This is a genomic window from Cryobacterium roopkundense (genome assembly GCF_014200405.1).
GTDB lineage: Bacteria > Actinomycetota > Actinomycetes > Actinomycetales > Microbacteriaceae > Cryobacterium > Cryobacterium roopkundense.
In genome coordinates this window covers 1-20,813 of sequence record NZ_JACHBQ010000002.1, presented here as the reverse complement: position 1 = coordinate 20,813, position 20,813 = coordinate 1, and the positions used below count along the sequence as shown (strand labels likewise).

Below are 20,813 nucleotides of genomic sequence, written 5' to 3'. Positions count from 1 at the left end.
GCGGCGTTATCCACAGAACACCCCGATCGCCGCCGGCCACGCCCACGTTCGCCATAGCGTCAAGGCCTACCAACTCGGGAAGGACCCATCATGCGCTACCTGAAACTTGCCGTCACCACCTACGGGCACGACCGCTCACGGCCGACGATCGGCGCCGACGACATCTGGATCAACCTCGACCAGGTCGTGTCCATCGAAGAACAGCTCGACAGCAATACCTTCACCGACGCGGTTCGAGAAGGAATCGCGCCGGAAGAGCACTATCCGTGTGCGGAGCTGACCACCTCGAACGGCAGCACTCACCTGGTCTCCCTCGGCGTGTATCCGACCCAGGCCGCCGGCTTCGCCGCCCTCACCCGATTTATGCCCCTACTCCTCCAGGGCGGCACCGACGCTGACACCCGCCTCGAGGAGCTCCTCGCGGCGGCACCTTCGGGTAGGCCATTCCGGCCCTAGGACCGCTGCGCGGTACTCGATCGAAAGAGGCATCCTCGATCACAAACAAACTCGTTATTGGGCCATGATCGGTATGCAGCTCGCTTCGTTGTCGAGCGCCGCATAATTTGCCCTAGCTCAGGTGAGTTTGTTGGTTCGATCCGAATGTTGTCCAGCAGACAGAAACGACTGTAATTACAGCGTTCACTATCGTCACCACGAGCGGGAGCGTGCCCTCGGCGTTAAGACTGACGATGAACGCCGCGACCAGACCACCAAGAATTGCGAAGACGCCGATCCAGAAACTCGTTGAGGTTTGAATTGTCGCTGCAAAGATGCCGAAAGCGAAAATCGCAAGCGCAGTTCCGATCGCTCCATCCATCTTGTCGGGGGCAAGCAATGCGATGGCGACGAGAAGGACAGCAGCGAGAATCCAGGAGGCTATGGCCGCCCATTTGCGCACGAATTTTCCCGATGGGGTCAGATCCGGAATTTGGGCTTGCTGAGAGGCAGTTGATGACATTGTTTGATCGTATCGACACAATAAACAAGTCAAAACGTAAGCCAAGACGCGGAGTCGCTCCGCGACCTGTTTTTTGAATTTTTTATCTGTCTGGCCGGTCATCGTAGTTCGCTCCCGTGCCTACGTGCCCACCTGGTCGGGCGCGGTCGCACGCTCCCTTATTTCCCCCGACCAGCCGTGCACTACGGCACTCCCGCTCTCAATCGATTCTCTTGCCAGACAGGCAAAAAAATCAGTTGATGGAGAGAGAACCAATGACTAACAGCACCGCCCGGATGGGCACCATAGAACACCTCGACCCGAACCTGATCGTGGTCGAGGCCAACGTGCGCACCGCAGCGAACTTGCCGCGTGAATTCGTCGCCAGCATCAAGCAGAACGGTGTCCTGACGCCGATCCTCGCCCGGCGTGATGAGCAGGGCACCGTGATTGTGCGGGCCGGGCAGCGCCGCACTCTCGCCGCGCGGGAGGCCGGACTGGCGACGATTCCGGCGTACATCGTCGACGCCGACGAAGCCACCGTGGACCGCATCGTGGTGCAGATGGTCGAAAACGACCACCGTGAAGCGGTCACCGACGCGGACCGGGTCGCCGCGTTCCAACAACTCGCCTTCGAAGGGCTGACTCCGGCAGTGATCGCCAAGCGCACCGGCAGCAAGCCCGCAACGGTGAAGGCCGGGATCGCCGTCGCCGCGAGCAGCACGGCGGCGTCCGCGATCGTCAGTCACTCGTTGACGTTGGATCAGGCGGCGGCGTTGATTGAGTTCGAGGGTGACGACGAGACGGTCAGTGACCTGATCGACGTGGCCACGAGCAGGCCCGAGCAGTTCGCCCACGCGACGCAGCGCGCCCGCGATGACCGCGCGGTCGCCCTGATCAAGGCCGAAGCGACCGCCGACCTGATCGGGCGCGGGTTCATCGTCTTTGACCGGGAACCGAGCTACTACGAAGCAGGCGCGCCCGTTCGTCTTAGCGAACTGGTCACAGTGGACGGTGCACGCGTCACGCTCGAGGACATCACAGACACCGTGGGCCGTGCCGCGTATGTTCGGGCGTACCGGGCTGGTGAGGAAGCGAGCGTGAGTTACTTCCTGACCGATTTCAAGGCAGCCGGGTTCCGCAAGGAAACCAGCAGTGGCGCGGCCAGCGGCCCGATGACTGAGGAGCAGAAAACCGAACGGAAGACCCTGATCGCCAACAACAAAGCATGGGCCTCCGCCGAGGTCGTGCGCCGGGAATGGTTGGCCGAGTTCCTCAGCCGGAAGACGCTCCCGAAAGACACCGGCAAGGTCATCGCGCAGGGCCTGACCGTGCACCGCTCCGCTGTCGGTAGCGCCGTCACCAACGGCAGTGTCCTCGCGCACGTGCTGCTGGGCATTGAGCGGGGCGGGTTCTGGGATGTGGACAAGCTCGCTGCGCTGGTGGAGCACTCCCCCACCAAGGCGCAGCACGTTACCCTCGCCGTGATCCTCGGCGGCATCGAAGACAGCACGAGTAAGAGCACGTGGCGCTACCCCGACGCCAGCAAAGAACTGTACTTCCAGCAGTTGGCCGCGTGGGGCTACGGCCTCAGCGACGTGGAGCAGCTCGTCGTCGTGACACCCGAAACCACCGCCACCGAAACACCCGACGACGCACCCGGAGACAACGTCGAGGGTGTGGAGGATGCGGAGAGTGAGGACCAGCCCCTAGAGTAACGATCAGTCCGGCGTGACAGTGCCCCAACTGTCACGCCGGGCCCTTCCCCGGCACCGGCACGGAGGCCGGAACCTCAGATCACGACCCCATCCCTGACGGGAAGCCCCTGCGGGGCGGACAAGCGGAAGCAGCGGCGCAGCCGCCGCTTCGTTCCCCCGTCATGGAACGGCGGCGCGGCCGCCCTGCTGACCTGCCAGGGCGGAGCCGCTTCGCGGCGCTGTTCTATTGGTGCCTTTTTTGACCATTCCGGCCGGTCATCGTAGCTCCCTCCGCGGCTTCGTTCCGGGCTTTCGCGGCATATCCTCACTCGCTTCGCTCCCTCCGGTATTCCACGACCCTGCACTACGCCGCTCACGGTCGCTATCGATTTCTCTCGCCGGAAGGCAAAAAAACAAGTTGTCCGAGGAGAGAGAGAAACACCATGAACGCACTCACCATCACCCGCCACCTCACCACCGCGACCGCCGCACTGGCCAGCCAGAACCTCAGTCCCGACGCGATCGCCCGCGCCGTCTGGACCACCATCGGAGAACCCGGCGACACCCAAGCCGGAGCACTCATCAACGCAGTCGGAGCCGCCGACGCGCTCACGCTCCTGTGCCAGGGCGACGGTAACGCCGCAGGACTGGACCTGACGAACTTGAGGGGGCGCGTACTCCCCCGCGTCGCTGACAGCGGCATCGTAACGGCAGTTCATGCCGCCGAAAAAGTTGATGCGGTGCTGATCACGTCGGAGCACCCGCACTGGCCGACCGGATTCGCTGACCTTGGATCGAGCGCCCCGCACGCCCTCTGGGCCCGGGGCAACACCGCCCTACTGGTCGCCCCTAAAAGCATCGCCGTCGTCGGCGCGCGAGCCGCCACCGGGTACGGGGAGCACGTGTGCATGGACATCGTCGGCGGGCTCGTGGGGCGAGGGCACACCATCGTGTCCGGGGCCGCGTACGGGATCGACGGCATGGCGCACCGCGCCGCCCTCGCCAGCGACGGGCAGACCGTCGCGTTTCTCGCCGGAGGTGTCGACCGGTTCTACCCCACCGGACACGACGCCCTCCTCACCCGCATCGTCACCGATGGGGTCGTCGCCTCCGAAATGCCCTGTGGATCCGCGCCGACCAAATGGCGGTTCCTGATGCGGAACCGCCTGATCGCCGCCGGAAGCAACGCGACCCTCGTCGTCGAAGCGGGCTGGCGTTCCGGGTCACTGAACGTCGCCGGTCACGCGAAAGCACTCGGCCGCCCGCTCGGCGCCGTCCCCGGACCGGTTACCTCCCCCACCAGCGCCGGATGCCACCGCCTGATCAAAGAATATGGAGCACGCATCATCACCGACACCGCCGACGCCGCCGAACTCTAGGCGCGTGGGGCCGGCCAGCCTTCGGGCTGGCCGGCGAGGGGTATCCCCTCGCGCTCCCCACCAGGGCAACCGGCATGGGTGGCGTGTGAATTAGTCGAATATCCGGCGTTAGCGTTCTGTCGGGCCGGGAAAACCAGCTCATGACACCGGATCGGCAGTACCCCGAATATCCGATGTGTCGACACGGTGCGTGAGGACTGTGGCGGTCATCTCCCCCCGCACGTGCTTTGCTGAGGCATGGCCATTGAACTCGGATATGCCCCCAGCTTTCTCACAATCGATGTTCCACTGCCTCTTCCCCAGGAGGGACACGTCGTGCGACAGCTCGACTACACGCACTTCACTGTGCTGCTGGACCCGTTCCGACGGCTCGCCGCGGCAACCGGGGTGAATATCGATGGCGCGGCGCTCGTGGATTTGGACCGGACCAACGACTGGCGTTTCGATCCCCGAGTGCCCGAAAGCGAACAGGCCGGGCCTCGCCTCTACGAGCAAAACGACCTCGACCGTGGCCACCTCGTCCGACGCAGAGATCCCGTCTGGGGTGCCCCCGAGATCGCCGCGCGAGCCAACAGTGAGACCTTCATGTTCACGAATGCGGCACCCCAGGCGAAGAAATTCAACCAGGGCCCCGAGCTGTGGGCAGGGTTGGAGAACTACGTCCTTGACCACGCACGTGTGCACCGGGCACAGCTCAACGTCTTCACCGGCCCGGTCTTCGATCCGACCGACCCGATTTACCGGGACATTGCGATCCCCCGACTGTTCTGGAAAATCGCCGTCTGGGTTCACGTCCCGGCCAACGTTGACCTGAACGCGGACGACTCTGTCGAGGGACTCGTTCTCGCAGCGACCGGCTACGTTCTGGACCAGACCGCGCAGCTCGACGACCTCGACCTGCAAACCGCCCGTGCACTCGAAGCCGGCGACACGCCTCCTCTGGGCCCGTTTCGCACATTCCAGGTCCCCATTGCCGACATCGCCGCCCTCACCGGTTTCGACCTGCGTCAACTCGTCGACGCGGACCGGCTTCCGACCCCGGCAGTGCCCGGGGCAGTGGGCCATGCTGGACGGGCGCTGTGGGTACTCCTCACGACCGGTGAGGACATAACTCTCTAGAACGACCCGTCGCATCGGCCGCTGAGGGACCACCACGGCGGCCCGTTGAAGCCGTCCCTGCGGGGCGGACAAGCGGAAGCAGCGGCGCAGCCGCCGCTTCGTTCCCCCGTCATGGAACGGCGGCGCGGCCGCCCTGCTGACCTGCCAGGGCGGAGCCGCTTTGCGGCGCTGTTCTATTGGTGCTTTTTTGACCATTCCGGCTGGTCATCGTAGCTCCCTCCGCGGCTTCGTTCCGGGCTTTCGCGGCATATCCTCACTCGCTTCGCTCCCTCCGGTATTCCACGACCCTGCACTTCGCCGCTCACGGTCGCTATCGATTTCTCTCGCCGGAAGGCAAAAAAACAAGTTGTCCGAGGAGAGAGAGAAGATCATGACGTACGACTACGAGAACACCCTCCCGAGTGACCGGTACGCCGACGGGTGCGCGTGCAGCGGCTGCCGCAGCCAAGGCCGATTTGACACCGGCCCCGACGAAACATGCACCGTCACCCGCTACGCCGACAGCAACGCCTAACCCCGGAGACGATCATGACCAGCACCCACGCCACCGCCCTCCGCGCGCTCCGCATCGGGTTCCTCCACGACCTCGAAGAGACCACCCTCGACCCGGCCCGCATCGTCGAAGCCCTCGACGAGAGCGTCGGGTGCAACAACTTCGACGTCGTCGGCCTCGAAGACGACATCGACCTGTTCGTCGATGATGAAGGAGCACTCAACGGGTCACGGCTGAACCTGCGCGCGACGATCATCGCCCACCAACTCGGCACACCCACCGTGCTCTTTGGCAACGCCGTGGCGCTGGGCTGTAACCCGAACACCGGCGACAGCATCAGCCTCACCACCACCCAGCTGCACCGCCTCCGCACCGCTCTCGTCACCCGCCCCGCCCCAGCCATCATCGACCAGCTCGCAGTCGGCCTGACCGCATTCCCCGGACTGGTCGCCATGCTCCGCCGCCACTAACCGCCACGGCTGGCCTGACCCGACCTGAGGTCAGTCCAGCCGTGAGGGGACGGGCCCCCTCACACTCCCCCACACCACGAGAGCAACACCGTGGAACGGCGGCGCGGCCGCCCTGCTGACCGGCCAGGGCGGAGCCGCTTCGCGGCGCTGTTCTATTGGTGCTTTTTTGACCATTCCGGCCGGTCATCGTAGCTCCCTCCGCGGCTTCGTTCCGGGCTTTCGCGGCATATCCTCACTGCGCTCCGGTATTCCACGACCCTGCACTTCGCCGCTCACGGTCGCTATCGATTTCTCTCGCCGGAAGGCAAAAAAACAAGTTGTCCGAGGAGAGAGACAAGATCATGAACGCATTGACCATCACCCACACGCACGCGGAGGGCACCCTGATCGACGGCACCAGCAAAGGCGACGGGACCGCCGAGGTTCTCACAGTCAGCGGGTGGCGCTGGGGACGCAGCATCAGCGCCTGGTTCATCCCCCAGTCCCGCGACCGCCTCCCCAAGCTCGGCACCATCGAACGCACCACCACCGCGCTGGAAGCTGCAGGGTTCACCGTCACCACCAGCATCGACCACACCCACCGCCCCATGGCCGAGGTGGAGGCCGGGAAGGCGCAGCGGCAGGTCGACCGGGTCGACGCCCTCGAGCAGAAGGCCGACCGCAAGGCCACCGCCGAAACGGCCGCGTGGGACCGCGAGCACGCAGCCCTGCGGCGGCTGCCCGAAGGCGGCGAACCGATCAAAATCGGTCACCACTCCGAAACCCGCCACCGCAACGCCATAGCCAAAGCCGACAGGGCCACCCGGGCAGCCCTCGACGCGACAGCCGACACTCAGCAGGCCCAGGCCCGCGCCGACGCCGCCACCCACACGACAGGGGCCCGCTACTCCCCCGTTACCGTCGCCAACCGCATCGAAACACTGAGCGCCGAGCTCCGCAAGCTCGAGCGCAGCATCACCGCAGCCTGCTACGACAACGAGCGCGGGTACATCGACGCCACCGACACCCAAAAGCAGGCCCGTGCGGTGCGCCTCGCGCCGAGCATTGCTGAAAAACGCGACCAGATCACCTACTGGGAAAAAGTGCGAGCGGAGCAGATCGCCACCGGACAGGCCACCGGCCACAGCCGCGCCACCATCCAGAAAGGCGACCGGGTCAAGATCCGCGGGCAGTGGCGCGAAGTCGTCCGCGCCAACACCAAGACCGTCAGCGTCACCACCGAATACAGCTGGACCAACACCGCCCCCTACGCGGAGATCCAGCAGCACCACCGCCCCGAATAACCCCGAACCGAACGGCCGGCCCGCCCCGGGCCGGCCGTGAGGTGGCGGCGCCCCCTCACACTCCCCCACCAGGTGAACCGGCACGCCGGCCACAAGGAAGCGGCTTCGCCGCTGCCGCCCTCGTAAAGAACTTTTCTTCCCTTGGTGGCCGGTCACCGTAGTTCGCTTACGTGCCTACGTGCCCACCTGGTCGGGCGCGGTCGCAAGCTCCCTTATTTCCCCCGACCAGCCGTGCACTCCGGCACTCCCGCTCTCAATCGATTTCTCTTGCCACCAAGGGCAGAAAAACGGTGGATGAGCACACAACCACTGCCCCGAGAGCTCGGGACCCCGCGCATCTCACCACCACAAGGGAGAGAGAACCCCATGACCACCATCATCCGCAGCGTCCACATCAACCCGGCCGAAACCATCACCACCCAAAACCTCAACCCAGACCACATCGGGCAGGACATCGCCGCCGCCATCGGCTGCTCCATGTTCGACGTCGTCGGCCTTACCGACAACATCGACCTGTTCGTCGACGACGAAGGACTCATCAACGGCTCCCCCCTCAACCTCCCCGCCACCGTCCTCGCCCACCTCCTCGGCAGCCGCACCGTCATCTTCGGCACCGCAATAGCCGTCAGCGCCAACGACGACGGCGAAACCATCGGACTCACCGACCACCAACTCGAAAGGATCCAGACCGGACTCGCACAAAAACCCGACGACCTCACCATCGAGAAACTCGTCGACAGCCTCTCCCCCTTCCCCACCATCGTCGGCATGCTCCGCAACATCTAGCCACAACCACCGGCTGGCCCGTCCCGGGCCAGCCGGTGAGGGGAGACCCCCTCACACTCCCCATGATCAAATCCGCCTGCATTCTTTCTTTTTTTCATGCATGAATGCATGAAAGAAAGAAAGAAAGAAAGAAAGAAAGAAAGAAAGAAAGAAAGAAAGAAAGAAAGAATGCAGGAATGAAAGAAAGAAGGCTTGCATTCATGCATGAATCAAAGCATGATGAATTCATGCAAACACTCATGGTCTACAGCGAGTCCGGCGGAGTGACTAAGACGACGACCGCCGTCTCGATCGCAGCGATCGCCGCGTCGCAGGGGCGACGCACGGTCCTGATCGATCTCGACCCCCGAGCGGCCTCGACCAAATGGCTCGACGTAGTCCCGGCCGAAGAGGGCCTGCATGTTGGCGCAATTCTCGGCGACGAGAACCCTGAAGGATGGGCCGAGGACCTCGCCATCCAATCGTCATGGTTCCCCGAGCTGCGCATCGTTCCCTCAGCTCGCAACGTCTCAAACCGTGAGGCGGACCGCGCCGACCACGCCGAGCTCCGTCTCCGTACGTCGCTCGAGGGCCTCAACGCCGACCTGGTCGTCATTGACTGCCCCAACCGCCAAGGCGGCCCCTTGACCCTGTCAGCGCTCAATGCCGCAGACACCATCCTCTACGCCTCCAGCGCCTCAGGAGACGGCGTTGACGGCGTCGCCGGCGCCCGCCGCACCGTGGAGCAGTTCCGAGCCAGTCGGCACCGCATCGGAGCACCCGCAAACCTCACCGAAGCCGGCATCGTCTGCGGGGGAGTGCGCGAAACGATCATGTCCCGAGCCGCGACCGCCAGCATCGACGACTTACGCGACACCGGAATGCTCCTCGTTCCCCTGGTCCCGGACCGCGCCATCGTCCAAGAAGTGCGACTCGTGGGGGAGTGGTACGGCAAATACCGGAAAGGAGCACCCGTGCTAAACGCGTACACCGAGATAGTCAGGCAGGTCATCCGATGAGCACCCAAGAAGACCGCCCCTCCCTCGAATCCCGCAAACGTCGCACACCACGACCCGCCCCCGACGAATCCGTGGACCCCATCGACTACAGGCCCACAGAAGCAGCCCCGGCCACAGTGCAGCCGGCACCACCTTCCACGCCGCCCGCGCCAGTAGCAGAGACGCCGGCCCCACTGCCAACATCCCCCGCAGCCTCGCCAGCACCCACCCCTCGCGGGCGACCGCGCCGCGAAGTCACCCTGCCATTCAGCACACGCCTATCCGTGGACGTCCTCAACCTGATCGACGAAGCCGTCGCCAACGGCGAAGGCGGAGGCGTCATTCGAAACGTCGTCGAAGAAGCGATCCGTGCACGCTGGGGCACCAAATAACCACCAAAACGACACACCTCCTACGTCGGCACGGAGGCCGACCTGTAATTGATCCGCTGCGCGGCGCTGTAAGTGCCCTTCGTTTTTACCTGTCTGGCTGATCACCGTAGCTCCCTCCCGTGCCTTCGTTCCGGGCTTTCGCGGCATATCCTCGCTGCGTTCCGGTATTCCACGACCCGGCACTACGGCACTCACGGTCGCTATCGATTTCTCTTGCCAGCCAGGCAAAAAAATTGTTGGTAGAGAGGAAGCAAGATCATGACCGAGATGGTGACGGTGTACAGCAAGCCAGCGTGTGTCCAATGCACGATGACCTACAGAGCCCTCGACAAAGCAGGCGTGACCTACACAGTGGTCGACGTGACCTTGAACGCAGCGGCCCTCGAGTACGTCTCTGAAGACCTCGGCTACAGCGCAGCACCCATCGTGGTCGTTGACGAACACAACCACTGGGCCGGCTTCCGGCCCGACCGCATCGCAGCCTTGGCACAGAGCAGAGCTCTCAACGCGTGAGCCCAACGCGCGACCCGGCGCAGGATTCTGCGCCCCACAATCAACGCCCCGGCCGTCCTCTCTCCCGGCCAGGGGCGTTTCTCTGTCGTGACAGGACGAAGCAATCATCGCCGGACATGAACACGTCAACGCCGGGTCAGACTGAGTGACATGGATTAGAGAGCGCGAGAATGCTGAGTGAAGTGCAAGCGAATGAGCGTGGATAGGCTGCGGGGATGAGCAAACGACCGTATCGCCATGTAGCCGCGTCAATGGGCGTGTCTCTTCTGGCCCTTGCTCTAACTGGGTGCTCCAGTGGCGGTGATCCGGAGAGCGTCTGCACAGATGCGATTGCCGAGCACCTGGGCGAGGTGTTCACCGACGTTCAGATCACGGAGAGTATCGAGACACCGGTCGCCGTCGACGTCCGGGGCACATACGCCGGCGGCGGAGGGTTCGCGTGCGGGCTGTCGCTCCACCCGGTGACGTTGGAGCAGGCGCTCGTGTTTCCTTTCGATGGGCCGATGATCACAGTTGAACCGTGACTCAGGGTTTGAATGAATCCATGTCTGTGCATGCCGGGGTCGCTTCGTAGCCGCTGCAGTATATTTTGAGCGTCATCGCATCGAGGTACAGGCCATCTGTCAGGCCGTAGACGTATGGGTATTTGACGCCGCCCGCGTAGAGGTCTGCGGGGCTCTCGCACGCGTCGAAAAGTGGGTCCAACGCTGCCGTGAATGCGACCTCGTCGTTCTCACGGCCACTGTCGTACATGGTGTGTAGGTCGACTTCCGACTGCTCGAAGGCGGAAGCGCAAGCGGTGGTCAACTCGTGCGCTACTGCGGACGACTGTGTAGTTGTAGTCGGCGCTGGCTCCTCGGGCGGGATGTTTCCTCCGGTGTTGTTAGCGCACCCCGTCAAAGCGAGTAGTAATAGAGCTGCCGCGGATGCGGCGAAACGGATCTTCATGGTCCCCCGATTTTTTGGCCAGCTTAGCGCCGATGCGCCGGTAGATTTCTTCGGCTCCCGTGCGCCCACCAGAAGGGATCCGTGCGAAAACGTCGGCGCCGGGCCAGACTGAGCGACATGGATCTAGACAGCGGGGGAGTGATGAACCGAAGCGACTTCGAGGAGGCCCTGTCCCGCGCCGTCGCAGGGGAACCCCTCACCGATACCGGAACGGTTCCGTTCAACGTCGCACTCCAAGAGGTGGCGGACTCACCGCCCGGCTCGGATGCTCGCGCCGACGCGATCGAGGTCGCCCGCTTGGTCTTCGATGAGCTCGACCCGAAGTACGACGGGATCCCCTGGAGCGGGACGGCCTGCCCCGCCTGCGGCACCGAGATGAACGTCGAGATCATGCGCACCGGCAAAGGGCGCAGCGGATGCCAGCGCTGCCCCCAGTGCAACCTCGCCCTCCTGATACCGGACCTGTTCGCCATGTAGCCCCGCGGCGACGCGCAGCCGCCGAGTCACACCACTCACGATCCGCCCTGCCCGGTCGGATCGAAACCGCACGCCCAAAAGCGTTTCGTATTTCGTTACGTATTGTGTATTCTGTTACGTGTTTCGTCATGATAGTGTGACGTTATGAGCGATCAGCTGCAGCAGATAGAGCCACGCACGTGCCGGTTCCCCGGATGCGAGCGCCCCGCCGTCAGCGCGGACGCCGGCACCGGTCGGCCCCCCGAGTACTGCGACGACGAGGGACACAACCGCGCCGCAGCCTGGCGCGCACGGCGCCGACTCACCGCCGAGCCCACCCGGAACGTCGACGATGAGAAGCGCCCCGTCGATGCCGCACGTCAGCGCGCGGGAGAACTACGTGGACAGGTTGCCGGCATGGTCGAGCACCTCGGCCAGCAACTGACCGCTCTCGTCGAGGAGTTGCGCACCGTCGCCGACCCAGACGCCGCAGAGGTGCAGATCGAATCTGTCACGACCGAGGCCGCCGAACGCGTCGCCGCCGCGACAGCACGAGCGAGCCGCGCCGAGCAAGCTCAGCGCCAGGCCGAGGCCGAACGGGTGGAAGCTGACGCCGCCGCCACGGAAGCATCCGAACTCGCCGAGCAGCAACAGATCGCCCTCACAGCAGCCCAGCAAGAGCTGGGGGAGCGGACGCAGGCTCTCGACCAGGTGACCGCCGAGCTGACCGCCGTCCTGACCGCGGCCGAGACTCAAAATGTCCAGGCGCAAGCCGAGCTGACGCAGATGCGCGAGCAGCTCGCGACCGTGCGCACACGTTTGGGGGAGACAGAGCACGAACGCGACGACGCCACCACGCGCGCCGAAGCGGCTTCCGCCGCGCGAGCGGAAGCCGAGGAGCGAGCTCGCGGCGCGGTTGCCCGCGCCGACGACGAAGCGGCCCGAGCGCAGCGGGCAGAGTCGGACCTGGCCAGGCTTCGGGACCAGCTCGAGCAGAATCGCGCAGCCCACGATGCTGTGCGGGAGGAAGCGAGCTCACTGCGCGAGCACTTGGCGACCGCGATCGTTGAACGTGACGCAGCGCGTACCGACGCAGAACGAGAACGCACCCACGGCGAGCAGCGCGTAAGTGATCTCCGTACCACGCAAGACCAGCAAGTGGCCCAGCTCCGGGTCGAGATTGCGGAGCTGCGGCAGGAAGCGCGTGAGCAGCGCAGCCGCGCAGATCGCGCAGAAGCCAGTCCCGCCGGCGCGAAGCCGGCGAAGTAGGCGGCCGGGCGCACCTGCTCTCGGCGCAGCCCTCTTCGGTGGTCCCGAGTGGAAGAGGGTTGGTCGGTCTATTATTTTATTAGAAAGTATGTTCTAATTTTGAGATGGGCATAAACAGACGTGACTCTGGCCTCACGCAGCAGTTCGACCAGATTTCCGCAGACAAATACGAACCCGTCGAGCCTCCACAGCTCGACGCGAATTCGCCGACGCCGATCAGCCTGACTTGGGAAGAACGCGGCGGCGCCGGCGAACCCATCACGATGGCCACCGAGCCTATTTCCGTGCTCGCCTGGGTGAGATACCCGAAGATCAGCACCCACGTCGACGGCCACGCTCTCGCGTGGACCCGTCGCGCTGTCTACGTCGAATGGCAGAGCAGGGGAGTGCATCGCCTCTGGGTCTGGGCATCAGCAGTCGACCGGCTGTAACGTCAAGTATTTGCTCCGAGCTAATCGTGGACCCGAACAATCGGCGTTCGGAGGCGTCCCTGTCTAGGTTGGGTTGGTGAGGATCGGCCGGACGGGTGGGCTGGTTCGAGGTATCGGTGGAGCCGACGCGGAGAATTCCGCTTGAGGACTTGATGGAGTGTCCTACGGCCACCACGCGACTCATTGTGCCTGATTAGGTTTTTGCGGTCGGATTATTGTGTTGCGTTCCGGCCCCGGAATGCAGTGTCGGTGGCCGCTCCTAGACTGTTCGAAACAAAGGTCGGGAGCGCGGGGGGTTATGAATTTGGATGATTCTGGACACCGTCCAGAGACTCGTGGGGGAGTCGATCCTCATCTGTGGGGGAAATTGGACGCGGGAAACGGGCGATACCCACTTCTGTGCCATCTCTTGGACACTTCTGCTGCGGCGCTGGAGCTTTGGGACAAGTGGCTGCGCCCTGGCTTGCGGCACCTGATCACGGCAGCAGTATCGCCGGGTGATGAAAAAGGCGCACGCGCCCTTGTCGCGAGCGTCGCCGGACTTCATGATGTTGGAAAAGCCAACCGAGTGTTTCAGGGCCAGCTCTATAACAGGCGAGGTGCGGCAAACCTCGCACGTATCGTGAACGAGCTCGCACGGTCCGGATACGATTTCACCCTTCCCAATAGCGGCATTGAGGGTATTTCCGTGCCATCGCAGTACACAACCGTTCTGCGTCGGCACGAAGCAGTGGGACTTTTCGTCACGACGGGAGACTGGCCAGACGCCAATGATGCTGTCGTTGATTCGTGGGTCGGGGCAGTGGTGGGCGGACATCACGGGTACTACCACCCTCGTTTTGGAGCCGCCGGCAAACTGGCGAGGACGTCACCGACCGTAAGTTATCTTAAAGGACTCACGGCTGGTGCCTGGGGAGCACAACAGGACGCCCTCGTTGATGCTGTTTTGGTGGCGAACGGGTCGACGCGGCAGCAGCTGCACCGTCCGTTGAGCGGCGATAAGAGCACGACGGCGATACTCCTGATGACTGGCTTGGTCATGCTGGCCGACTGGCTTGCCTCGGACGTCAAATCTGTCGCTCATGGACAGTCTCTGTCTATCGACCCGGTTGCGCTCCCGGCGGAATGGGTGAAGACACGCCGCGCCTATTTTCAGGCTTCTGTCCCGAAAACGCTGGGCGTCTATCGAGATCTGGAAGATCCACTGCACTCCATCATGGGTGAGTTCGCAAGCCACCTGTCGCCTCTACAGCAGGCCGCTCAAAGCATCGGTCGTGGCCTGTGGATCGCGACGGAGACCACAGGGTCCGGCAAAACGGAGGCGGCGATGCTCCGTCACGCTGCCGTTCCCGGTGAGGGAATCCTGTTCGCTTTGCCCACTAGGGCCACGACGGATGCCATGTTCGAGCGCATGAGCGGGTATTTCTCGGCGTCACAAAATGCTGCGGCGCTGTTGCACGGTCATCGCAGCTTGAACAGTTTCTACACCAATGCTGCGCAGGCCGAGAAGGGACTGCACGCCACGTCGTGGTTGGCCGACACTCGAAATGCGTTGTTCGCCCCGGTGAGCGTGGGAACCTGCGATCAGGTGCTCTTAGGTGGGCTTCGCCAGAAGAACACGCCCGTGCGTTTGCTCGCGTTGGCCAACAGGCATGTGGTCATCGATGAGGTGCACACGTTCGATCACTACCAGGCAAAGCTGCTGGAGGAGATGTTGGCGTGGTGGGGTGACACCGATACCCGAGTGACTCTGTTGTCGGCTTCTTTGCCGGCGGCGGTGTCCCGGCGATATGCTCAGGCCTTCCGAGGAGCAGAGATTGAGGTGACACCTCAGTACCCCGGCCATTTATCCGTTACGGCATCGGTGGCCGCAAGCTGCAAGGTGCCCTCGCAACGCAGTTACGAGCTGCACGTCAGTGTGCACCCCGTGGTGGCTTCTGACCTTCTGGATGAACACGTCCGACGAGTTTTGGAGTACCGGCGTCTGTCGCCAGATGCGCGCATCGCTGTGGTTGTCAACCAGGTTTCTCGCGCTCTGGAGGTGGGTCGGCGCCTGGCAGAGTCCGGGCATCGAGTTATCGTTTTGCATTCGCGTATGGCTGCAGGACACCGCAGTGAAATCGCACGTGATCTTCACGACGTCGCCGGGAAAGGCAGCAGTGCGCGAGGCGTGATCGTGGTCGGTACACAAGTCATCGAGTCGTCCCTTGACTTGGACTTTGATCACATGGTTTCTGATTTGGCCCCGGCGCCGTCGCTAATCCAGCGTGCAGGACGGCTCTGGCGTTCAACGACCGTTGTCGACGGCGTGTGGGGCGAGCATCGTTTTGCCCGACCGACGAGTGCTCCCACCTTCGATGTACTCATGGCAACGGACGCGACGGGGGCATTGGACCGCGTCTGCTCGTTGCCGTACTTGCCTGGTGAGTTGCAGCGCACGGCTGATGCTTTGCGTGACATGGGCGTGAGGGTTCGTATCCCTGATGACGTACAGCACCTCGTCGATACGGCCTCGTTCAATGCCCGCGAGCCGGACCTGGGCGATGCTTTTGGTGAGTTGGAACTGATCGCCGCCGGCACGAAGCTCCGGGATGCTAACGATGTTGTTGTTCCCTTTCATCATGACCACGGGTATGACCGGATCCTGGGCCGGGAAACAACGCAGTTGCAGTTGTCGACGGTGACTGAACGCGACGAGCTTGCTGAACACTTCACGCGGCACATCGAGCGGCCGACGGTGGACTGTTTCATCGTGAGTGCTGACGGACCGTCCAAATGGATGTGGCGCGGCTTGACTGAGGCCGCCCTATATTCTCGGGATCCCAATGTGATGAGAGCAGTTCTTGCCCTCACGTTCCCCCTTTCGCCTAGCGCGTTGGGCGAGCGAACCGGGGTGGAAGAGATTGCGGGGTTTGACCGTAATGATGAAGCAGAGATACGCAGACGTGGCCCGATGCAACGGAACGTGATTCCCGTTCGTTTGCGGGACGGCGCTGTGTACGACGATGTACTGGGGGTGCGGTTTCGATGACAACGATAGTTTCGATGGACGACGATGCGGATGCGGACGGTGGTGTGCCGAGTCCGATGGGCAACATCCGCCAGTTGGCGTGGCTGCCGATAATTGACAGTTCGGGGCGGCGCCGTGTGGGGTTGGATGAGCTCTTCACTCGCGCACATCTCATTGAGCGCATTGATGTTCGAGCGCCGATCGAGAAGGCAGGAGTGCTGCGTTTTCTTACGACGGTCACCGCACTCATCGCCCGGGCGCAAGGAATCATGCCTCAGACAGCTGAAGGTGTGGCTCGGGATGGCTTTGCCCCGGCGGTCGTCGCCAGCGTGTTGGACGGTATCGACGACAGATTGTGGCTCATTCACCCGAGCACCCCGTTCATGCAAGAAGGCCGATTCCGGATGGCGACTTCCGCCGTGAAGACGGCAGCGAGTATCCGGTCCACGTCGCCCGGCGACTCGACCAAAGCGTGGTGGGGACGCCCCGGCGACGGTTTCGCTACAGGCCATTTGGACCTGGCAAGTGCGCCGGCGGCGTTGATGGGGTTTTGGTTCTACTCCGTTAACGGAAATGGTGCGGTGGTACTTGATGGCATCTCGATCCCTGTACAGGGATCAGCTGCGGGGAAGGTCATAGCTGCTGGTGTTCGGTTGTGGAAGACGGGTGAGAACCTGGCCGCGACGCTGCTGATGAACACCCCGCAGGAGTGGACCGAAGGGGCCGCACTCCCGGCGTGGGCTTCAACCATGGAGGTATCGGGAGAGCTGAACCCCCTCATCGCCGCAACGATTACCGGCAACGCAACTTTGCTGCTTCCGGAGCGAGTGGGCGAAAGTGTGGTCTTTGTAGGAGCGCATATCGGCTCGGCCCTTCGCCGGGGAATCCCGCCCTCTGCCGCGGACTATGCGGAGATGACCTCAGCAAAGAGCAGAAACAAAAATGCGGTAACGGAGAATAAGCGGTTGAAAGCGGCGGGCGAGCCGGCGATCGATTTGGAATCACTGCCTGTCCTTGGAGTGGACGCCCTCAAAGGTTCTCTCGTTCATGCATGGCGCGATGACCCGCAGGTTGTCTTCCGTAGGCCGGATCCGAAGAAGAACAAGGGCGCACAAAAAGATGAGGAAATCCGTGCTCTCAACGATGTAGATGCCAGCACGAGCGTTCTGCACAACCTTCACGGCTGGTACCTCCGCGCATTCAACCCCGAGGTACCGGGACGCCGGAGCATCCTGGTCCGACGCGACTTCACCACAGAACTTTTCTCCATCCAGTTCAAGCAGAAGGGCTCCTACGGGGAGCTGTCGGGTGCGTCCTGGCTGTCCATGCCTCCAGGAACGATCGGCGGTTCCCCGGCAGTGCAGGAGGCCTTGGCGCGGTTCGCTGATTTCGCCTACGAGCGTGTTCAGAGCGCCCTGTATTTCGCCGTTCGAACTGTCGTGGCCGATCGGGAAGGCAAAGTGAGCAAAGCCGACAAGCCTTTCATTACCTCCACCCATGAATTCGCTGTGGCCCGGTTCAGTGCTCTCGCCGATGGCGTGGTGACAGACGTCATCGCGCTGGCAATAACGGGGAAGCCGTTCACTACTGCTCACATTCGTGCGTGGTCAGCGGCCGCGGTCGCCGCATTCGACGAGGCCATAGAACCTTTCGTGACGTCTCGACGGCTTCCCGATATTGCGCTAGCCCGCCAGAAACTTGCTCTGGCCCTCCACAAGACAGAAAGCGAGTAATACATGGCACTTCCTGAAGAGCTCAAAGCCTTCACCGGGCGGCTGCTGGCTGTTCGAGCCACCGATGCATCGCTGGCTTCAGATGTTGCTCGGGGCATCACCGAAACTACTGAGCGTTACGCTTACGCTCACACCGTTGCGGCGACGGCAGGGTTGCATCGCCGGTCAGCCATCATCGGCGCTACGCGAGCATTGGCAATGGTTGCAAAATACAAACGAACGCCGCAGAGCGCGGGAACCCTTGGGGAGTGTTTTTCCCGGATCCCCAGCAAGAGCGAGGGGGTCGGCGAACGGCTTGCCCTCGTCGTTGACCTTGACGTCGAACAAGCTGCCCAGATACTCGAAGGGCTTGTGAGCCGAGCGCTGTCGGTGAACTTCTATGCCCTTGTGGAATTACTCACCTTCTGGGATACCGGCGACCTCGACCGTGACATCAAACATCGTTCTCGCCTCGTCTATGACTTCTACGCCCGTGCCGCCAAGACGTCGACCAAGAAAGCTGACTGAAATGACTGAAAAAAACTTCCTCACCATCCACTCACTCACACCTCTGCCGTGGCACAACTTGAATCGTGATGACCGGGGGTTGCCTAAGCAGGTACGGGAGGGTGGGAAAGCACGAGGACGCCTGTCGTCACAATCCCTCAAACGCGCCATTCGGGTGGCCTATGAGGTGGACTCTTTTGCAGACGGCACGGGATCCTTGCGGTCCCGAGACCTTCACAAGGAAATCGTTCGGCGCGCAACGCTGACTGCGGAGAAATCAGGCACACCGTTTGACCCGAAAGAGGCCCTGAAAGCGGCAGCCAAAGTTGTGAAATCTCTGACGGCCAATGACAAAGACACCCCTGAAGCCGAGAACAGCGAAACCGCAGCGGGCGACACCATCACCTGGTTGTCCGCCGATGAAATTGATGCCCTCGCGAGTGCCCTCGCTGTCGGCGGCGGACCCATCAGTGTCGCCAGCGTGGTTCAATCCCGCACCGGGAGCCTCAGCATCGCCGCCTTCGGACGCATGTTCGCCGCCCACAGCGACTTGCAGACTGAAGCCGCGATTGCGGTGGGACCGGCAACGACGACGCACCCGATCACCATTGAAGTGGACTACTTCACCACCGTCGACGACTTGCAAGAAGACGGGGCCGGCCATCTCGGCCAAGCTTTCTACACATCAGGTGTCTACTACCGCTCCGTCACCATTGATAAGAAGCAATTGAAAGACTCGTGGACAGGGTGGGACAGCCCCGACGCCGACGACCGGCTCACCCTTCTGGTTCGCTCCCTCATCAATGCGCTGCCAACCGGGAAAGATAATTCGTCAGCGCCGAACACGAAACCGGCGTTCATCATCGCAGAGAGGCAAGCCCACCGAACCGCCTACGAGTTTCACGAACCCGTCACGGCCGACACCGAGGGAGGCTATCTGGCCGGCTCCATCGGCCGTCTGGTCGGGCAGGCGGCTGCCGCCCGAGACTACGACCCCACCGAATTCGGCACAACACTCGTCTCAGGGACGACCGTAGCATCCGGCGCCGTGCTCACCTCCGTAGGCACGGTCCCGATCGCGTTCGAGCACAGCACCAGTAATCTCCCACAGCTCGTTGAGCAGGTTGTCGCATGGCTTCGGCAGTGACCAGCACCCTCTTGCTGCGCTTCGCCGCACCGCAGCAATCGTGGGGATCAACGGAATTAGCAGATCGCAACACCGAGGCCGTGCCCACTCGCTCAGGAGTGATAGGCATGCTCGCCGCTGCCCTCGGTGCACCGAGGGGTAGCTGGCCGGGGTGGCTGTGGGCGACAGAAATCTGGGCGAGAGTCGACCGCACCGGCGAGCTTGCCACCGACTTCCACACCGTCGGCACACCATCTGTAGCAGCTCAAGCGGTTCGCACACGACACCGCGCAGCCGTCGGGGGGAGGGGGGAAGCTGACTTCATCATCCCGCTGGGCAGCGGGGCTAAATGGACTGTCGGTGGAGGCACACTGGTCACGAACCGCCAATACCTAGCCGATGCCGAGTTCCTCGTCGCCATCGGTCATGCTGACACCGAGCGAGTGCAGCAACTCGCGCAAGCCACCCACAACCCCGTCTTCATGACGTACCTCGGGCGCAAATCATTCTCGCCCTCATTTCCGTTTCATCTGGGCGTTCGGGACAGTGATCCTCGGCAGGTCTTGACGACTCTGCCCACCCACACCCGCAACGAACGTGGTCTCACGCTGCACCAGCTCCTCGGCGACCGGAACTACGCCACCGACACTGTGCACCCGCCCGTCAGCGCCACACTCACAGCATGGTCAACGTCATGAGCCATCTAACAATTGTCCCCGCGACGTCCCTTCGAGTGAAGGACTGGAATGACTACGGTGAGCTGCACCGAGTCGTGATGAGCCTATTTAACTCCGCTCAACTGCCTGGACCTCCCGCGGAGAAACGCCTCTCACGGAATATCCTGTTTCGCGTGGACGAAAGCACCGCCGGAAAAATCATTCTTATCCGGGCGGATGTCGCTCCCACCAACTTGCCTGCGGCAGCAAAAACGAAGGACGTCGCAGTAGGTGCGCCAGCGATCGACACCCCCATCCGGTTTCGCCTGGCCGTCAACGCAATCCGGCGCACGATGCCATCAGGGCCAACAGTCAAGCGTGGCCACGGCACATCGCCAGTTGATCACATGGCCGAATGGGTGGCCGCCAAGTTAGATGCCGGGGTAAGAGACGTCACCATTTTCGACCACGTTCGCACAGTGGCGTCCAGCGGGCGTGCCCCCCTGCAGCTGGACGTTGTTGATGGGTACGGGATTGTGAGAGATGTTGCGGCTTTGGAAGTGCTGTTGCAATCCGGGATCGGCCGGTCCAAGGCTTTCGGCTGCGGTCTGTTGACTGTGGCTCGAGCGTGAAGGTCGACTGTGACGTATTC

Annotated in this window: 23 protein-coding genes; 21 read left to right on the top strand and 2 right to left on the bottom strand. The window is 62.8% G+C overall.

The features are described from left to right. Positions 1-90 precede the first annotated feature (90 nt). Positions 91-456, top strand: a complete 366-nt coding sequence (locus BJ997_RS20840; protein WP_035835725.1) for a hypothetical protein — start codon at positions 91-93, stop codon at positions 454-456. Between the two features lie 112 nt (positions 457-568). Here BJ997_RS20840 and BJ997_RS20835 read toward each other — a convergent pair whose 3' ends face one another. Beyond that, on the bottom strand, positions 569-1,060 hold the full coding sequence (locus tag BJ997_RS20835; RefSeq protein WP_152602105.1) for a hypothetical protein: 492 nt from the start codon (positions 1,058-1,060) through the stop codon (positions 569-571). A 152-nt stretch (positions 1,061-1,212) separates the two neighbouring features. Between BJ997_RS20835 and BJ997_RS20830 the strand changes: the two genes are divergently transcribed. From BJ997_RS20830 to BJ997_RS20780, 11 genes are all read left to right on the top strand, one after another. Continuing rightward, on the top strand, positions 1,213-2,655 hold the full coding sequence (locus BJ997_RS20830; protein ID WP_160175850.1) for a ParB/RepB/Spo0J family partition protein: 1,443 nt from the start codon (positions 1,213-1,215) through the stop codon (positions 2,653-2,655). A gap of 422 nt (positions 2,656-3,077) precedes the next feature. Further along, positions 3,078-4,013 carry a DNA-processing protein DprA gene (gene dprA, locus BJ997_RS20825; protein ID WP_052542049.1) on the top strand — a complete coding sequence of 312 codons (936 nt, stop codon included), beginning with the start codon at positions 3,078-3,080 and terminating at the stop codon, positions 4,011-4,013. 237 nt (positions 4,014-4,250) lie between these two features. Next, complete coding sequence (locus BJ997_RS20820; RefSeq protein ID WP_035835727.1) at positions 4,251-5,132, top strand: DNA/RNA non-specific endonuclease; 882 nt, start codon at positions 4,251-4,253, stop codon at positions 5,130-5,132. A 370-nt stretch (positions 5,133-5,502) separates the two neighbouring features. Further along, entirely contained in the window at positions 5,503-5,646 is a 144-nt protein-coding gene (locus BJ997_RS20815; protein WP_160175851.1) for a hypothetical protein, read from the top strand. Between the two features lie 14 nt (positions 5,647-5,660). Next, complete coding sequence (locus BJ997_RS20810) at positions 5,661-6,095, top strand: DUF3846 domain-containing protein (RefSeq protein ID WP_052542051.1); 435 nt, start codon at positions 5,661-5,663, stop codon at positions 6,093-6,095. Between the two features lie 341 nt (positions 6,096-6,436). Further along, on the top strand, positions 6,437-7,378 hold the full coding sequence (locus BJ997_RS20805; RefSeq protein ID WP_183323850.1) for a DUF3560 domain-containing protein: 942 nt from the start codon (positions 6,437-6,439) through the stop codon (positions 7,376-7,378). Between the two features lie 366 nt (positions 7,379-7,744). Continuing rightward, the gene (locus tag BJ997_RS20800; RefSeq protein WP_052542584.1) at positions 7,745-8,164 is read left to right on the top strand and encodes a DUF3846 domain-containing protein; all 420 of its coding nucleotides are present in this window, start codon (positions 7,745-7,747) and stop codon (positions 8,162-8,164) included. A 200-nt stretch (positions 8,165-8,364) separates the two neighbouring features. Continuing rightward, a complete protein-coding gene (locus BJ997_RS20795; RefSeq protein ID WP_236629098.1) occupies positions 8,365-9,162 on the top strand; it encodes a ParA family protein in 798 nt (265 codons plus the stop codon). Next, the gene (locus tag BJ997_RS20790) at positions 9,159-9,533 is read left to right on the top strand and encodes a hypothetical protein (RefSeq protein WP_035839010.1); all 375 of its coding nucleotides are present in this window, start codon (positions 9,159-9,161) and stop codon (positions 9,531-9,533) included. Before BJ997_RS20795 ends, BJ997_RS20790 begins: the two co-directional genes overlap by 4 nt. A gap of 258 nt (positions 9,534-9,791) precedes the next feature. Continuing rightward, positions 9,792-10,046, top strand: a complete 255-nt coding sequence (gene nrdH, locus BJ997_RS20785; protein WP_035839013.1) for a glutaredoxin-like protein NrdH — start codon at positions 9,792-9,794, stop codon at positions 10,044-10,046. A 215-nt stretch (positions 10,047-10,261) separates the two neighbouring features. Then, positions 10,262-10,570 carry a hypothetical protein gene (locus tag BJ997_RS20780; RefSeq protein WP_035839016.1) on the top strand — a complete coding sequence of 103 codons (309 nt, stop codon included), beginning with the start codon at positions 10,262-10,264 and terminating at the stop codon, positions 10,568-10,570. A 1-nt stretch (position 10,571) separates the two neighbouring features. Here BJ997_RS20780 and BJ997_RS20775 read toward each other — a convergent pair whose 3' ends face one another. Continuing rightward, on the bottom strand, positions 10,572-10,799 hold the full coding sequence (locus tag BJ997_RS20775; protein ID WP_152602317.1) for a hypothetical protein: 228 nt from the start codon (positions 10,797-10,799) through the stop codon (positions 10,572-10,574). Between the two features lie 312 nt (positions 10,800-11,111). Here BJ997_RS20775 and BJ997_RS20770 point away from each other — a divergent pair, with 312 nt between their 5' ends. The 9 genes from BJ997_RS20770 to BJ997_RS20730 all read left to right on the top strand — a co-directional run bounded on the left by BJ997_RS20770 (position 11,112) and on the right by BJ997_RS20730 (position 20,793). Beyond that, on the top strand, positions 11,112-11,471 hold the full coding sequence (locus BJ997_RS20770; protein ID WP_152602318.1) for a hypothetical protein: 360 nt from the start codon (positions 11,112-11,114) through the stop codon (positions 11,469-11,471). A gap of 144 nt (positions 11,472-11,615) precedes the next feature. Continuing rightward, a complete protein-coding gene (locus tag BJ997_RS20765; protein ID WP_035839023.1) occupies positions 11,616-12,719 on the top strand; it encodes a coiled-coil domain-containing protein in 1,104 nt (367 codons plus the stop codon). A 104-nt stretch (positions 12,720-12,823) separates the two neighbouring features. Then, positions 12,824-13,150 carry a hypothetical protein gene (locus BJ997_RS20760; RefSeq protein ID WP_052542585.1) on the top strand — a complete coding sequence of 109 codons (327 nt, stop codon included), beginning with the start codon at positions 12,824-12,826 and terminating at the stop codon, positions 13,148-13,150. A gap of 238 nt (positions 13,151-13,388) precedes the next feature. After that, positions 13,389-16,181: a CRISPR-associated helicase/endonuclease Cas3 gene (locus tag BJ997_RS20755; protein WP_084141594.1), complete on the top strand. Its 2,793-nt coding sequence runs from the start codon at positions 13,389-13,391 to the stop codon at positions 16,179-16,181. 14 nt (positions 16,182-16,195) lie between these two features. Continuing rightward, entirely contained in the window at positions 16,196-17,893 is a 1,698-nt protein-coding gene (locus tag BJ997_RS20750) for a type I-E CRISPR-associated protein Cse1/CasA (RefSeq protein WP_035839029.1), read from the top strand. Positions 17,894-17,896: 3 nt separating this feature from the next. Next, a complete protein-coding gene (locus tag BJ997_RS20745) occupies positions 17,897-18,400 on the top strand; it encodes a type I-E CRISPR-associated protein Cse2/CasB (RefSeq protein WP_035839032.1) in 504 nt (167 codons plus the stop codon). A 1-nt stretch (position 18,401) separates the two neighbouring features. Continuing rightward, positions 18,402-19,526: a type I-E CRISPR-associated protein Cas7/Cse4/CasC gene (cas7e, locus tag BJ997_RS20740; protein WP_035839037.1), complete on the top strand. Its 1,125-nt coding sequence runs from the start codon at positions 18,402-18,404 to the stop codon at positions 19,524-19,526. Then, entirely contained in the window at positions 19,511-20,203 is a 693-nt protein-coding gene (cas5e, locus tag BJ997_RS20735) for a type I-E CRISPR-associated protein Cas5/CasD (RefSeq protein WP_084141603.1), read from the top strand. The genes cas7e and cas5e overlap by 16 nt, the downstream gene beginning before the upstream one ends. Further along, the gene (locus BJ997_RS20730; RefSeq protein ID WP_084141606.1) at positions 20,188-20,793 is read left to right on the top strand and encodes a type I-E CRISPR-associated protein Cas6/Cse3/CasE; all 606 of its coding nucleotides are present in this window, start codon (positions 20,188-20,190) and stop codon (positions 20,791-20,793) included. Before cas5e ends, BJ997_RS20730 begins: the two co-directional genes overlap by 16 nt. The last annotated feature ends 20 nt before the right edge of the window (positions 20,794-20,813 follow it).

What these genes read in the sequence shown, in the direction of transcription:
- cas7e (WP_035839037.1), top strand. Translation starts at nt 18,402, where the DNA reads ATGACTGAAAAAAACTTCCTCACCATCCACTCACTCACACCTCTGCCG.
- BJ997_RS20815 (WP_160175851.1), top strand. Translation starts at nt 5,503, where the DNA reads ATGACGTACGACTACGAGAACACCCTCCCGAGTGACCGGTACGCCGAC.
- BJ997_RS20765 (WP_035839023.1), top strand. Translation starts at nt 11,616, where the DNA reads ATGAGCGATCAGCTGCAGCAGATAGAGCCACGCACGTGCCGGTTCCCC.
- BJ997_RS20755 (WP_084141594.1), top strand. Translation starts at nt 13,389, where the DNA reads ATGCAGTGTCGGTGGCCGCTCCTAGACTGTTCGAAACAAAGGTCGGGA.
- BJ997_RS20745 (WP_035839032.1), top strand. Translation starts at nt 17,897, where the DNA reads ATGGCACTTCCTGAAGAGCTCAAAGCCTTCACCGGGCGGCTGCTGGCT.
- BJ997_RS20805 (WP_183323850.1), top strand. Translation starts at nt 6,437, where the DNA reads ATGAACGCATTGACCATCACCCACACGCACGCGGAGGGCACCCTGATC.
- BJ997_RS20840 (WP_035835725.1), top strand. Translation starts at nt 91, where the DNA reads ATGCGCTACCTGAAACTTGCCGTCACCACCTACGGGCACGACCGCTCA.
- nrdH (WP_035839013.1), top strand. Translation starts at nt 9,792, where the DNA reads ATGACCGAGATGGTGACGGTGTACAGCAAGCCAGCGTGTGTCCAATGC.
- BJ997_RS20770 (WP_152602318.1), top strand. Translation starts at nt 11,112, where the DNA reads ATGGATCTAGACAGCGGGGGAGTGATGAACCGAAGCGACTTCGAGGAG.
- BJ997_RS20835 (WP_152602105.1), bottom strand. Translation starts at nt 1,060, where the DNA reads ATGACCGGCCAGACAGATAAAAAATTCAAAAAACAGGTCGCGGAGCGA.
- BJ997_RS20820 (WP_035835727.1), top strand. Translation starts at nt 4,251, where the DNA reads ATGGCCATTGAACTCGGATATGCCCCCAGCTTTCTCACAATCGATGTT.
- dprA (WP_052542049.1), top strand. Translation starts at nt 3,078, where the DNA reads ATGAACGCACTCACCATCACCCGCCACCTCACCACCGCGACCGCCGCA.
- BJ997_RS20795 (WP_236629098.1), top strand. Translation starts at nt 8,365, where the DNA reads ATGCATGAATCAAAGCATGATGAATTCATGCAAACACTCATGGTCTAC.
- BJ997_RS20775 (WP_152602317.1), bottom strand. Translation starts at nt 10,799, where the DNA reads ATGTACGACAGTGGCCGTGAGAACGACGAGGTCGCATTCACGGCAGCG.
- cas5e (WP_084141603.1), top strand. Translation starts at nt 19,511, where the DNA reads ATGGCTTCGGCAGTGACCAGCACCCTCTTGCTGCGCTTCGCCGCACCG.
- BJ997_RS20730 (WP_084141606.1), top strand. Translation starts at nt 20,188, where the DNA reads ATGGTCAACGTCATGAGCCATCTAACAATTGTCCCCGCGACGTCCCTT.
- BJ997_RS20810 (WP_052542051.1), top strand. Translation starts at nt 5,661, where the DNA reads ATGACCAGCACCCACGCCACCGCCCTCCGCGCGCTCCGCATCGGGTTC.
- BJ997_RS20780 (WP_035839016.1), top strand. Translation starts at nt 10,262, where the DNA reads ATGAGCAAACGACCGTATCGCCATGTAGCCGCGTCAATGGGCGTGTCT.
- BJ997_RS20790 (WP_035839010.1), top strand. Translation starts at nt 9,159, where the DNA reads ATGAGCACCCAAGAAGACCGCCCCTCCCTCGAATCCCGCAAACGTCGC.
- BJ997_RS20750 (WP_035839029.1), top strand. Translation starts at nt 16,196, where the DNA reads ATGGACGACGATGCGGATGCGGACGGTGGTGTGCCGAGTCCGATGGGC.
- BJ997_RS20800 (WP_052542584.1), top strand. Translation starts at nt 7,745, where the DNA reads ATGACCACCATCATCCGCAGCGTCCACATCAACCCGGCCGAAACCATC.
- BJ997_RS20760 (WP_052542585.1), top strand. Translation starts at nt 12,824, where the DNA reads ATGGGCATAAACAGACGTGACTCTGGCCTCACGCAGCAGTTCGACCAG.
- BJ997_RS20830 (WP_160175850.1), top strand. Translation starts at nt 1,213, where the DNA reads ATGACTAACAGCACCGCCCGGATGGGCACCATAGAACACCTCGACCCG.